The organism is Methylobacterium sp. Leaf102, assembly GCF_001422425.1.
Lineage (GTDB): Bacteria > Pseudomonadota > Alphaproteobacteria > Rhizobiales > Beijerinckiaceae > Methylobacterium.
Genome location: NZ_LMMX01000023.1, coordinates 334,460 through 346,902, shown reverse-complemented (window position 1 = coordinate 346,902; position 12,443 = coordinate 334,460). Strand labels below are relative to the sequence as shown.

Sequence of the window (12,443 nt, the reverse complement as noted above, 5' to 3'; positions counted from 1 at the left end):
GGGATCAGGCGGCCGAGATGTCGACCTGGATGTTGCCGCGGGTGGCGTGCGAGTACGGGCACACCACGTCGGCGCGCTTCACGAGATCCTGCGCCACGGCTGGGTCGACGCCCGGCAGGGTCGCCTTGAGGGTGACCACGAGGCCGAAGCCCGTGCCGTCGTCGCGCTTGCCGATGCCGACGGTGGACTCGACCTTCGAATCCTCGGCGATCTTCACCTTGTCCTGGGCGGCCACGAACTTGATCGCGCCGAGGAAGCAGGCGGCGTAGCCGGCTGCGAAGAGCTGCTCCGGATTGGCGCCGGGGGCACCGTTGCCGCCGAGCTCCTTCGGGGTGGTGAGCGTCACGTCGACGGCCCCATTGTCGCTGGCGGCGGAGCCCTCGCGGCCGCCGGTGGCGTGGGCGCGAGCGGTGTAGAGTGCCTGCATGATCGGTCTCCTCGTTGGGCTGATGGCCGCGACGGCGCGCCAATTCGATTGCGCGCAATCTATTTTTCATGTCGCACAAAGATCGATTGCGCGCAACCCGGTTGCGGTGCCGCGACGGTCGATTGTGCGCAATATGAGTTCCGCCTAAGATGGGCGCTCGTCGCGCCCTGGGGAATGGGCGGCACCGAGAACCGGTTCCGTCCCCACCAACGGTGCGATGGGTCACGCATGGAAATGGAAAGTCGCCGCATGTCCGGCCGAGAGGATGTCCCACTCTCTCTAGAAGTCCCGGCGGCCCCGTCCGCGGCGCAGAGCCTCGACGGGCAATTGTGCTTTGCCGTCTACGCGGCGGCGCACGCCTTCGGCCGGGCTTACCGCGCGCTCCTCGCCGCCCACGACCTGACCTACCCGCAATACCTCGTGCTCCTCGTGCTGTGGGAGCAGGAGGGCGTGACGGTCAAGGAGATCGGCACCCGGCTGTTCCTCGATTCGGGCACCCTGACGCCGCTGCTCAAGCGCCTGGAGGCGTCGGGCCATGTCCGCCGCGCCCGCGACCGGGCCGACGAGCGCCAGGTGAGCATCTTCCTCACGGAGAAGGGCCGGGACCTGAAGGGCCGGATGGACTGCGTGCCGCACGAGGCCGGCGGCCTCACCGGCCTCGATCTCGATGGGCGCCGGGCGCTCCTCGACGTCCTGGTGACCCTGCGTGGCGCCCTGCACGAGCGCCTGGGCGAAGGCGAGGGAACGTCCGCCGCCCCCGGCCGGGCGCGACCCGAGACGCGGGCCGGCAAAGGAAAAGCCGCCCCCGCGGGGGCGGGGACGGCTTCCTGACGATCTGCCTCGGCGAACCGACCCGCCGGTGGCGGGCCGGGCTCGGGATTTGGACTTGGTCTCGGATCAGGACTTGGTCTCGGATCAGGACTTGGTCTCGGATCAGGACTTGGTCTCGGATCAGGACTTGGTCTTGAGGTAGGCGATGATGTCGTCGACCTTCTTCGGGTCCTTGACGCCGGGGAAGACCATCTTGGTGCCGGGGATCTTCTTCTTCGGGTCGGTCAGCCACTCGTGCAGGTTGGCCTCGTCCCAGGTGATGCCGGAGCCCTTCATGGCCGCCGAGAAGGCGTAGCCGTCGGCACCTTCGCCGGCCTTCGCGCCGACGACACCCTTCAGGGTCGGACCGACGCCGTTCTTCTCGAAATTGTGGCAGGCCTTGCAGGGAGCGAACGCCTTCTCGCCGGCGGCCGCATCGCCTTCGGCGTGGGCGGAGAGAGGGAGCACGAGCGCGAGGGCGACGCCGAGGATGAGATGACGCATTCTTGTTTCCTCCTGAGGGGCGGTTTTGGGCCACCCCGGCTTATGGCAGAGCTTGGTCCTTTAGAACAGATCAAGGGTGAAAACGTTCCAGTCCGTGCGATGGCGTCTGCGGCGAAACGAAGCTTCGCCGGGCCGGCGCCGTCGACCCGTCCCCGACCCCGGCGCGAAGCCCCTGGGAAGGGCGCGGCTTTGGCTGTAGCGTCGTCCCTCGAAGACTGCTCCGACCGCATCGCCGGTCTACGCCGTCCAAGCTGAGCGTGGGCTGAAGACCCGGCGCCGACCGTCCCCGAGGAACGCCCGAAGGACCCGAGATGACCATCGCCTTTCCCGTGCCGGATGCCGGCATCGTCGCCCGCCGCGACGCGATCATCGAAGGGCTGCGCCCCCTGGTGGCGGCCGAGGCCCTGGTGACCACCGAGGACGAGCGCCGCGCCTTCGAGACCGACGGGCTGACGGCCTATCGCAAGATGCCGCTCGCCGTGGTCCTGCCCTCCACCACCGCGGAGGTCTCGGCCGTGATGGCGTATTGCCACGCCAACGGCGTGCGGGTGGTGCCGCGCGGCGCCGGCACCTCGCTCGCCGGCGGTGCCATCGCCCAGGAGGACGCCATCATCCTCGGGGTGGCCAAGATGAACCGCATCCTCGACATCAGCTACGAGAACCGCACGGCGCGGGTGGAATCCGGCATCACCAACCTGGCCATCTCGGGGGCGGTCTCCCACGAGGGCTTCTTCTACGCCCCCGACCCGTCGAGCCAGCTCGCCTGCACCATCGCGGGCAACATCGCGATGAATTCCGGCGGGGCGCATTGCCTCAAATACGGAGTCACCACCAACAACCTTCTCGGCGTCACCCTGGTGATGAACGACGGCACCGTGGTGGAGATCGGCGGCGAGCACCTCGATTCCGGCGGCTACGACCTGCTCGGCCTCGTCTGCGGCTCGGAAGGGCAGCTCGGCATCGTCACGGAGGCCACCGTCCGCATCCTGCGCGGTGCCGAGGGCGCGCGCCCGGCGCTTCTGGGCTTCGCCTCCGTGGAGGATGCGGGCGCCTGCACCGCCGCCATCATCGCCGCCGGCATCATCCCGGTGGCGATGGAGTACATGGACCGCGAGGCGATCCTCATCACGGAGGATTTCGCCCAGGCTGGTTACCCGCGCGACGCCGAGGCCATGCTGATCATCGAGGTCGAGGGCTCGGACGCCGAGTGCGAGGCCATGCTCGCCCGCATCGTCGCCATCGCGGAGGATTTCCGCCCGACGAGCCTGCGGGTGTCGAAGTCGGAGGGCGAGTCCGCCGCCATCTGGAAGGGCCGCAAGTCCGCCTTCGGTGCCACGGGCCGCATCTCCGACTACATCTGCATGGACGGCACCATTCCCACCGGCCAGCTGCCCCTGGTGCTCGAGCGCATCGGCGCCATCTGCGCCGGCCACGGCCTGCGGGTCGCCAACGTGTTCCATGCCGGCGACGGCAACCTCCACCCCCTGATCCTGTTCGACATCAACAAGCCGGGCGAACTCCAGAAGGCCGAGGCCGCGGGCGACGCCATCCTCAAGCTCTGCGTCGAGGTCGGCGGCTGCCTCACGGGGGAACACGGCGTCGGCATCGAGAAGCGCGAGCTCATGCGCTTCCAGTACGGACAAGCCGATCTCGACCAGCAGATGCGGGTGAAGAACGTGTTCGACCCCGGCTGGCTCATGAACCCCGCCAAGGTGTTCCCCCTGGAATGCCGCGTCGCGGCCTGACCCCGATTTGACTTCTCGCAGGCCGCGTCGCGGCCTGACGCCGATTTGACTTCTCGCAGGCCGCGTCGCGGCCTGACCCCTTTCTGAGTTTGTCGACGGGCCGCATTGCGGCGTGAACGAAGTGAGCGGCGTCCCGGAACGGGGTGGAGCGTGACGGTGTTTCATCCTCCGCAATCGTGGAGGATCACCATGCGGATCGTTTCGACCCTGTCGGCCGTCGCCCTCGCCACCCTGGTGAGCGCCGGCGCGGCCGAGGCCAAGGGCTGCATCAAGGGCGCGATCATCGGCGGCCTCGCCGGCCATTACCTCGCCGAGCGCGGCGTCGTCGGTGCCGTGGCGGGCTGTCTCGGCGGGCGCTATCTCGCCAACCGCAAGGCCCGGCGCGAGCGCGAGATCGACTACGGCTCCCGCGTCCAGCAGCGCGGCGGCGGCTACAACCAGCGCAGCTACAGCTACTGAGCGTCACGGCCGGCCATCGCGCCGCCTTGCCGTGCTCGTGCCAGGAATCGCTCGCGGCCGGAGAGACGTGGAATGCTTCGGCCGGGCGGCTTCGCCGGGCCGGGCGCCGCCGTCTCCCGACGGGCCTGGATGGCTGCGCGCGGCGGAAACCTGACGCATCCCGCGCCTCCGGGCGGGGGCATCGCGGCTGGCCGTGAGCGCACGGGCCGTATCGCCGACTGGCCTGAGAGCCGACCGACGAGGCGCCGGGCTTGGCCCTCTCGAGTCGAAACGGCGTCCCTCTCCCAAGGCCCTTCGACTGCACGTGGAACCGCCGGAACGGCTCGCCCACCGCCTCGTCGACGCGGTCATGCCGCCCGGCCGCCTCGTCCCGGCGCAGACGCGCTGCTTCGTCATAGGGGGCGGCTCGGATCGAAGCCGGATGCGCGCGGAACGTGTCTCCCGGCTATCGGATCGGCCGGTTTCCACGGCACGGTCGGGCGCCCCCGGCCGGCTCGCCGTAGGACCTCGTCGGGTGATCTGGCTGTCGAAGGTCGAGACGTTGCCCCAGTACAGGGCCGGGTGAGCGTTGAAGATCCGGAGGCCGCTCGTGCGCAGGGCCAGGAGGCACACCGCATCGACCCACTGCGTGATGCGGACGACCACGGGATGCCTGTACATCCTTCGGCGACGCTCGACGTCGCCGATCCCGGACGTAGAGCGGGTCGGTTGCGAGCCAAACGGTCTTCTTCGAAGTCGTGGCCGTCGGGGTGGAGGCCCCTGCGTCGGGACCTCCGAAAGCGTCGCGTATTCGAGATCACATGCCGCGGTTCATCATCCGGTTCTTCATCATGCGGCGCTTCATCATGTTCTTCCGCATCATGCGCTTCTTCATCATCATCCGCTCACTGCGGTCCATGCGGACCTGGGTGACGCCGCTCTCGGACTGAAGGCCGTTGACGGACATCGGGGCGGCCGTGGCCGAACCGGCGGCGAGGGCGATGCCGCCGAGGGCGGTCAAGGCGGTCAGCGCAAGGGTGAACGTCTTCATGTGTGATCTCCTGTGGAGGTGAGCATCTTATCCAACCCACGAGACAACAGCATGATTGTATCGTTGTTCCCGAAAGAACGAAGAATTACTTTCCGATACTCTGATGATCTTGCAAGAGTCATCCCGCGCTCACATCAAGGCTTTTGCCTGGGCGCGATCCTATCCTCTCGCGTCGGTACGGAACGGGTCGGCGCGAAGTTTCAGGTCATCCACCAGGACGCCGCGGAGTCGGATCTCGACCCCGGACGAGCGGACGGTGTCGACCCGACGAGATCGGGGCCGCCCGCATCGGGGCTCACCCTTTCAGCAAAGGCGGCCCCTCTCCCGCTCACGGGCGAAGGCCCGCCGATGTGGCGCCGCTGCCCCCCTCACCGATCGACGCACGACCGCTTCCGGCGGATGGCGGAGAGCGGCTTATCCGGCAAAGTCGGGTCGGGGGCTGGCTGGCCGCTCTGCGACTGGCTCGGGTGGGAAGCGGTCGGTCCCCTCCAGGCTGCACTCGACGAGAGACGGACGTTCGACGACCTGTCTCTCGGCGAGTTGGGTCGTATGATCTGCCCGCCGTGAACCGCTGATATCGGCCGAGCGGGGTCGGAAATCCGCCGCCTTTACAACGCCCGCATTTGCGTCTCTGTTGCTCTCCGTACTCGCCGGACGACGGTCAATAACAAACGGGGACTTGAACCCCGGACCATGGGGATGAGGCAATGCTGGATCCAGGGTCGACCCATCGGGAGTGGGCGGGTCTCGTTTCGGCGGGGATCGCCGAAGCGGCGTATGTCCGGGAGGACTATGCACGACGAAGATCCGTGGACGAGGCACGGCAGCGGACCCTGGCGCTCGGCCGCATCGTCCAGACAGACATCATCCCCCGGCTGATGCTGCTTGAACGCGGCGAAAGGCAGGTCCGGTCGGACGTTCCACCGAAGCTGGATACGGAAACGGTCGCGGGCTTCACGGATCTGATCCTCGGGCACGACGTCACGGCCGTCATGAACGCTTTCTCGGCCCTGACGGCCAAGGGCTATTGCGTCGACGACCTGTTCCTCGACCTGCTGGCACCTTCGGCGGCCTTGCTGGGACGCATGTGGGACGACGACCTGTGCGGCTTCATCGAGGTCACGGCCGGCCTCGCCCAACTCCAGTTCCTGCTGGCCGCGTATCGCATGGACGGAGGCATCGCGCCCTACGATAGCGAGCGCCGTATCCTTCTGATGGGATCGCCAGGCGAACTTCACACCTTCGGCTTGGCCATCGTCGAGCAGTTCATGCGCAAGGCCGGCTGGCATGTGGCGAGTGGCCTTGCCTCCAGCCCCGAGGAGATCGCCGATCTCGTCGGTTCGGAGCCGTTCGGCGTGGTGGGCCTGACGCTGAGCCGGGAGAGCCATCTCGATCAACTCGCGGCCTCGATCCAGGCGGTGAGACGAGCGTCACTCAACCCGTCGATCGGCGTCATGGTCGGGGGACCCGTCTTCCTCGAACATCCCGAATATGTCGAACGGGTCGGTGCCGATGCCTCGGCGGTCGATGCCGCAACCGCCGTGCTGCTCGCACAGAGACTGCTCTCGTCTGTAAGCTCCGAGCGCTCGAAAAGGCCCTGAGAAACCTGCAATCACCGCAGCGATTTCTCATCCTTCGAGCCTTCGACCGACCGAATGTCGATACCTCCACCGATCCGACGGCCCGATAGGATCCAGCAGCAATGTCCGTCGTTCAGCTCATCTATGCCTCACGCCCGTTTGGCTTCGATCAAGCGACGCTCAATGGCATCCTGTCGCAATCGCGCCGATGCAACGCCCGCGATGGGATCACCGGCGCCCTCATCTGCAGGGCAGATGTCTACATGCAGTTGTTGGAGGGCTCGGCGGGCGCGCTAGATGCAACCTATGCCCGGATCTTGAGGGACGACCGGCATTTGGAGATCAGGCGGTTGTCTTATTGCACCGTGGCGGACCGATTGTTCCCCCGCTGGGCCATGCGTGACGATCCCGCCCGATCTTGGATGTGGTCGCAAGCCGAAGTCGCAAAAGGGGCGATCGATCAAGCGACTTCTCTGCAAGCGCTCAGGATATTCGAGCGGCTCGCGGCTGAACCTGAATGCGACGACGCATCGTGCGCCTCATGAACAGCTAGGGGATCGGACAAGGATGAATGGGTGGTCGGCGGATAGGACCGATGCCGCTCGGTGGATTCGGACGCCGGCTCTGTTCAAGTCGCATCCTGGTCTGCCCGGAATAGATGAAGCGAGATCACCCATGTTCGACGAATACGGCATCCCGCGCGGCGTCAATTTTGACGAAGATGCGCTCGTTCCACTCTATCATTTCGTCTACTGTAGCCGTGCCGCCGAAGGCGTTGACGATGCCGAAGTCTCCCGCATCGTCGAGGCGGCCCAGCGCAACAACCTTGCACACGGAATCACCGGCGTGCTGGTTTTCGGCAGCGGCGTCTTCTTCCAGTGGATCGAAGGACCAGCCGGCCAGATACAGAAACTGATCGCGATCCTGCATCGTGACAAGCGGCATTATGACATCGTTTCGCTGAGCCAGAGCGAGGAAGAGCGAGAACGTCTTTATCCGAACTGGGACATGGAGAAGGTCGAAGCCGAAGATATCCGCCTGGTGCTACGGGATGCGCTCGAAAGCGCAGACGATCAAAACAATCGCGTGGCGCTGACGCGTATTCTCGAACACCTGGATTCGGGCGCGCTCGACCCGCTTGGTCGGGGCTGACCGGGACCCACGTCCGCTTTCCAGCAGACCCGAGGCCAATTCGTACGACCAAGTCGGGTCGACATCCGCCGGTCCGCTCTTCGCCTGGGTGGCGTGGGGTATGGCCGAGCTGCGTTCGGACGGCCGTGCGGAGAAGCGGGCGTTTCCCCGGGCATCCAGCCGTCGGACCCGCCGGTGGGGACGCCCTCCTCCTCGCCTGAGCGCGGGACCCCGACGGATCGCACCGACGGAGGGGACGGCGCTCCTGCGCCGAGCCGCCCTCGCGGTGCCCCCGTCCCACCGGACGGTGGGACGGGCTGTCTACCGGCCGTTCGTCGGTCAGGCGGCCTTCACTCAGGCGGCCCTCCCTCAGGCAGCCATGGGCCCGTAACGCCGGTGGCCCTTCACGTCGTACCGGTCGAGCATCATCACCTTGTCCCAGACCGCCACGAAATCCGCCACGAACCGGCTCTGGCCGTCGCTGCCCGCATAGGCATCGGCGATGTTGCGCAGCTGCGCGTTCGATCCGAACACGAGATCGTTGCGCGTGGCCTCGAACTTCGCCTGGCGGGTTTCGCGGTCCTTGAGCGTGAAGGCCGTCCCGGCCGCGTCCGTCTTCTCCCAGACCAGGTTCGTGTCGGTCAGGGTCCGGAAGAAGTCCGTCGTCAGCACGCCGACCCGGTCCGTGAAGATGCCCCGGTTCGACCCGTCGTGATTGGCGTTGAGAGCACGCAGGCCGCCCGTCAGCACCACCCATTCGGGGGCGGTCAGCGTCAGCAGGTTGGCCTTGTCGAGGAACATCTCCTCCGGCGCCAAACGCTGCGCCATCGCGTCGAACCCGTCGTCGACGTAGTTGCGGAAGCCGTCCACGACGGGCTTCAGCCACGTGAACATCTCGATGTCGGTCAGCGCCTGCGTGGTGTCGACCCGGCCGGGCGTGAACGGCACCCGCGTCGCGACCCCGGCCTCCCCGGCCGCCTTCTCCACGGCGACGCAGCCGGCGAGCACGATGAGGTCGGCGAGCGAAACCTGCTTGCCGTCGCTGCGGCCGCCGTTGAACGTGGTCATGACGCCGCGGAGCGCCTCGACCACCGGCGCGGCCCGGCGGTTCACCGCCCAATCCTTCTGGGGGCTCAGGGCGAGGCGGCCACCGTTGGCGCCCCCGCGCTTGTCGCTGTCGCGGTAGGTCGAGGCCGCCGAGAAGGCCGTGAAGGCGAGGTCCGAGACCGAGAGGTTCGTGGTCAGGATCGCCTGCTTCAGGGCGGCGATCTCGGGCTCGCCGATGGGGCTGTAGGCGGCCTCCGGAATCGGGTCCTGCCACAGCAGGCCGTCCTCGAGGGTCGCCTCCGGGCCGAGGTAGCGGTGCCTGGGCCCCATGTCGCGGTGGGTGAGCTTGTACCATGCCTTGGAGAAGGCCTGCGTGAAGGCGTCGAAGTCGCCCAGGAACTTCTCGCAGACCTTGCGGTACGCCGGGTCGACCTTCAGGGCGATGTCGGAGGTCATCATCATCAGGGGATGCATCTGTCCGGCGACATGGGCGTCGGGGGTCTTCGGCGCGTTCGGATCCTTCGGCGTCCATTGCAGGGCGCCGGCCGGGCTCTTGGTCTGCTCCCAGTCGAACTTGAAGAGGTTCTCCAGGTAGGCGTTGTCCCACCGGGTCGGATCGGGGGTCCAGCTGCCCTCGATGCCGTTGGTCATGGTGTCCTTGCCCGCGCCGGTGCCCTTCGGGTTGTTCCAGCCCAGGCCCATCGCCTCCATGGGCGCCATCTCCGGCGGCGGTCCGATCTCCTTGGCGGGGGTCATGCCGTGGCTCTTGCCGAAGGCATGGCCGCCGGCGATGAGCGCCACGGTCTCCTCGTCGTTCATGGCCATGCGGGTGAACGTCGTCCGGATGTCGTTGGCCGAGCCCTGCGGGTCGCCGTTCGCGTAGGGCCCTTCCGGGTTCACGTAGATCAGCGCCTGGTGGGAGGCGGCGAGGGGGTTCTCCAGGTCGTAATCGGCGTCGCCGTTCCGGCCCCGCCAGCGCTGGTCGCGGTTGACCATCTCGTCGAAGCTCGAGACCGTACCCATCTCGACGACCTCCGGCCCCCAGTAGGTGGCGTTGTCCGCCTCCCAGGCGTCGAGGCGCCCGCCGGCGAACCCGTAGGTCGGCAGACCCATGATCTCCAGGGCGCAATTGCCGGTGAGCACCATCAGGTCGGCCCAGGACAGCGCGTTGCCGTACTTGTGCTTGATCGGCTGCAGCAGGCGACGCGACTTGTCGGTGTTGCCGTTGTCCCACCAGCTCGAGATCGGCGCGAACCGCTGCATCCCGGTGCCGGCACCGCCGCGCCCGTCCGCGATGCGGTAGGTGCCGGCCGAGTGCCAGGCCATGCGGACCATCTGCGGGCCGTAATTGCCGTAATCGGACGGCCACCACGCCACCGACGAGGTCAGGAACTGCTTGATGTCGCCCTTGAGGGCGTCGAGGTCGATGGTCCCGAAGGCGGCGGCGTAATCGAAATCCGGCCCGAGCGGATCGGCCGCGAGCCCGTTCTGATGCAGGAGTTCGACCCTCAGGCGGTGCGGATACCAGTTCTCCAGGGCCGGACGGGTGCCGAGCGCCCCGCCGATGCGGTCACCTCCGAACGGGCACTTGCCCTCCATCGGGTACGAGTCGGTGTTGGTCTTGTCCGTCGTCATCTCGTTCATCAACGTTTCCCTCGGCGCAGGGCCGGCGCCACCGGACGGATCGGGCCGTCGCCGGCGCCGTGAGGCGTGCGATCCCCCATGCGAAAGCAACTCTTGCGCGACCCGACACTGCCAGCGAAATCAGGCGTCTTTAACAAAAATCAAGGCGTCTCCGGTTCCCATCCGTGTCGGACGTCCGCCGAACGCCTCCGACCAAGCCGCACCTTCGCGTGAGCCAGAGGTGCTCATGCGCGACGCTGATCGGGGGCGATCGGGACGGCGATGTCCGGGCGGACTTCGCCATCGACCTGGTCGGCGTCCGGAACCGCACCGCCATCGACTTCGTGTTCTGAGGGCCCGCCCGGGGTTCCTCGGCGGCCATACCCGGAGCCGACCTCGTTGGCCGGCTTCAGGGAACGGACGCAGCGGCCTCCGCCTCCACCCGCGCGGCGATCCACAGCACGTGGCGGCGGCCGCCCGGATGGGCGGGGAAGCGGATCTCTTCCACGGAAAAGCCGCAGCGCTTCAGCCGCGCCTTGAAGCGGCGGTCCGGGCTGCCCGACCACACCGCCAGGAGGCCGCCGGGCCGCAGGGCATAATGCGCCCGCCTCAACCCCCAGACATCGTAGAGCCGGTCGTTGGAGCGCCGGGTCATGCCCTTCGGGCCGTTGTCGACATCAAGGAGGATCGCGTCGTACCGCGCCGGGCCCGACTGGATCAGGCGGTTCACGTCCGCTTCGACGAGTCTGACCCGGGGGTCGTCGAGGCTGGCCCCGTGCAGGTGCGCGAGGATGCCCCGCGCCCAGGCGACGACGCCGGGCACGAGTTCGGCGACCACCACTTCGGCCCGGGGGCCCAGCACGTCGAGGGCGGCCCGCAGGGTGAAACCCATGCCGAGGCCGCCGATGAGGATGCGTGGGGCCGGCCTCTCCGCCAGCCGCCCGCACGGGAGGGTGGCGAGCGCCTGCTCCGATCCGCGATCCTGATCGGTCATCAGTTCGGCCGTGCCGACCTGGATCGAGTAGGCCTCGCCCCAGCGGCGCAGGTGCAGGGTCTCCCGCCCACCGGGAATCGGGGTGCTGTCGAGATCGACCCAGGCCGTCACGGTCGTGTCTCCGCCAAAGCCCCTAAGCCGGTTTTGCACGCATGGTCTCCGGTTCTGCGTCGATACTGTGCGTCATCGACGAGGCCTGGATCAGTTCGCGTCAGCGTGCAAGCGCGAACGAATTCAGGATCAGAACCCAACCCGGCCGACTGTCCCAAGGGCTGCTCGCGACCCAAGGCGGTCGGTTGCTCATTGATTGTCATATCCAGAAAGCGGACGTTGCCGTCCAATCTATCGTCATGACGAGGAGTACGGATGGCAGAGGAGTTCGACGCCCTGACAGGCGATCCCAATTTATCGAACAAACTGGAAGCCTATTTCAGCGACGTTGCCGAAAAGGGCGACTTGGCACAGGCTTTCGGCCTTCTTCCCGCGCAGGCGGTCATCCAGAAGACGTTGGAGTTCCGAGCATTTCACCCTCTCGTTTGGAGCCTCCACGGCATCATTTTGGATGACCCCAATACGAGCGATCATCATGTGATGTTATGCGTGGCGGGTGTACGGGGAGCGGTGATGCATCTCTGTCATGACGGGACCACGCGAATTGTCTTCAAATGTACCAACAGCTTTCTGGAAGCGGTTGGCCGGGCGGCAGACGAGGGCGGGTTCGTCGAAGACGAGCATCCCACGATGGCGTGGGTGGCCGACGAGCAGGATGGCTTGCAAGACCTGATCTCCTCGCTACGGAACCACGTTGACTATGATGACATTGGCCCCGCGCTCGTGCCCTCGCTGAACTTGAAGAACGTCGAGTTCCTGGCGAACCTCGTGGAGCAGGACAGCGTCTACGTCGCGGAAGCTGTTTGTCGGGAAATCGAAATTCGGCCAGCCGAGCATTTGATGCCGGTGCTCGAACGGGCCGGAGTCCATCACCATTGGATGGTTCGCAACGCCAGCATCCGTGCTCGCGCAAAGATCGATGGTTTGCGGAACATTTGATCTGTCTGCTTATCGTGGGGTCGACCTAAAAACGGACCGACCG

Annotated in this window: 13 protein-coding genes; 8 read left to right on the top strand and 5 right to left on the bottom strand. The window is 66.8% G+C overall.

The genetic code is table 11. The features are described 5' to 3' along the window. Positions 1-4: 4 nt before the first annotated feature. Positions 5-427: an organic hydroperoxide resistance protein gene (locus ASF27_RS13050; RefSeq protein WP_056172306.1), complete on the bottom strand. Its 423-nt coding sequence runs from the start codon at positions 425-427 to the stop codon at positions 5-7. Positions 428-676: 249 nt separating this feature from the next. On the opposite strand from ASF27_RS13050, the gene ASF27_RS23420 reads away from it, so the two are divergent. Next, positions 677-1,258 (top strand): MarR family transcriptional regulator, encoded by a 582-nt coding sequence (locus ASF27_RS23420; protein ID WP_082479069.1) that lies wholly within the window; start codon positions 677-679, stop codon positions 1,256-1,258. Between the two features lie 120 nt (positions 1,259-1,378). Here the strand turns inward: ASF27_RS23420 and ASF27_RS13040 are convergent, their stop codons facing one another. After that, complete coding sequence (locus ASF27_RS13040; protein ID WP_056089739.1) at positions 1,379-1,741, bottom strand: cytochrome c family protein; 363 nt, start codon at positions 1,739-1,741, stop codon at positions 1,379-1,381. A gap of 311 nt (positions 1,742-2,052) precedes the next feature. Between ASF27_RS13040 and ASF27_RS13035 the strand changes: the two genes are divergently transcribed. After that, positions 2,053-3,486 carry an FAD-linked oxidase C-terminal domain-containing protein gene (locus tag ASF27_RS13035; RefSeq protein ID WP_056360672.1) on the top strand — a complete coding sequence of 478 codons (1,434 nt, stop codon included), beginning with the start codon at positions 2,053-2,055 and terminating at the stop codon, positions 3,484-3,486. A gap of 189 nt (positions 3,487-3,675) precedes the next feature. Then, positions 3,676-3,945, top strand: coding sequence for a hypothetical protein (locus ASF27_RS13030; RefSeq protein ID WP_056172301.1), 270 nt, complete (start codon positions 3,676-3,678; stop codon positions 3,943-3,945). 796 nt (positions 3,946-4,741) lie between these two features. Here the strand turns inward: ASF27_RS13030 and ASF27_RS13025 are convergent. Continuing rightward, positions 4,742-4,975: a hypothetical protein gene (locus ASF27_RS13025; RefSeq protein ID WP_056172298.1), complete on the bottom strand. Its 234-nt coding sequence runs from the start codon at positions 4,973-4,975 to the stop codon at positions 4,742-4,744. 707 nt (positions 4,976-5,682) lie between these two features. Between ASF27_RS13025 and ASF27_RS13020 the strand changes: the two genes are divergently transcribed. The 3 genes from ASF27_RS13020 (at position 5,683) to ASF27_RS13010 (ending at position 7,707) form a co-directional block, all read left to right on the top strand. Further along, on the top strand, positions 5,683-6,576 hold the full coding sequence (locus tag ASF27_RS13020; RefSeq protein ID WP_056360669.1) for a cobalamin B12-binding domain-containing protein: 894 nt from the start codon (positions 5,683-5,685) through the stop codon (positions 6,574-6,576). A gap of 101 nt (positions 6,577-6,677) precedes the next feature. Further along, a complete protein-coding gene (locus ASF27_RS13015; RefSeq protein WP_056306368.1) occupies positions 6,678-7,100 on the top strand; it encodes a BLUF domain-containing protein in 423 nt (140 codons plus the stop codon). A 130-nt stretch (positions 7,101-7,230) separates the two neighbouring features. Then, a complete protein-coding gene (locus ASF27_RS13010; protein WP_056172109.1) occupies positions 7,231-7,707 on the top strand; it encodes a BLUF domain-containing protein in 477 nt (158 codons plus the stop codon). 348 nt (positions 7,708-8,055) lie between these two features. Here the strand turns inward: ASF27_RS13010 and katG are convergent, their stop codons facing one another. Continuing rightward, positions 8,056-10,377 carry a catalase/peroxidase HPI gene (gene katG, locus ASF27_RS13005; protein WP_056360667.1) on the bottom strand — a complete coding sequence of 774 codons (2,322 nt, stop codon included), beginning with the start codon at positions 10,375-10,377 and terminating at the stop codon, positions 8,056-8,058. Positions 10,378-10,586: 209 nt separating this feature from the next. Here katG and ASF27_RS23415 point away from each other — a divergent pair, with 209 nt between their 5' ends. After that, positions 10,587-10,709, top strand: coding sequence for a hypothetical protein (locus tag ASF27_RS23415; RefSeq protein WP_277996072.1), 123 nt, complete (start codon positions 10,587-10,589; stop codon positions 10,707-10,709). 56 nt (positions 10,710-10,765) lie between these two features. Here the strand turns inward: ASF27_RS23415 and ASF27_RS13000 are convergent, their stop codons facing one another. After that, entirely contained in the window at positions 10,766-11,461 is a 696-nt protein-coding gene (locus tag ASF27_RS13000) for a hypothetical protein (RefSeq protein WP_056172290.1), read from the bottom strand. Between the two features lie 255 nt (positions 11,462-11,716). Between ASF27_RS13000 and ASF27_RS12995 the strand changes: the two genes are divergently transcribed. Beyond that, positions 11,717-12,400, top strand: a complete 684-nt coding sequence (locus tag ASF27_RS12995; protein WP_056360663.1) for a hypothetical protein — start codon at positions 11,717-11,719, stop codon at positions 12,398-12,400. Positions 12,401-12,443: the final 43 nt, after the last annotated feature.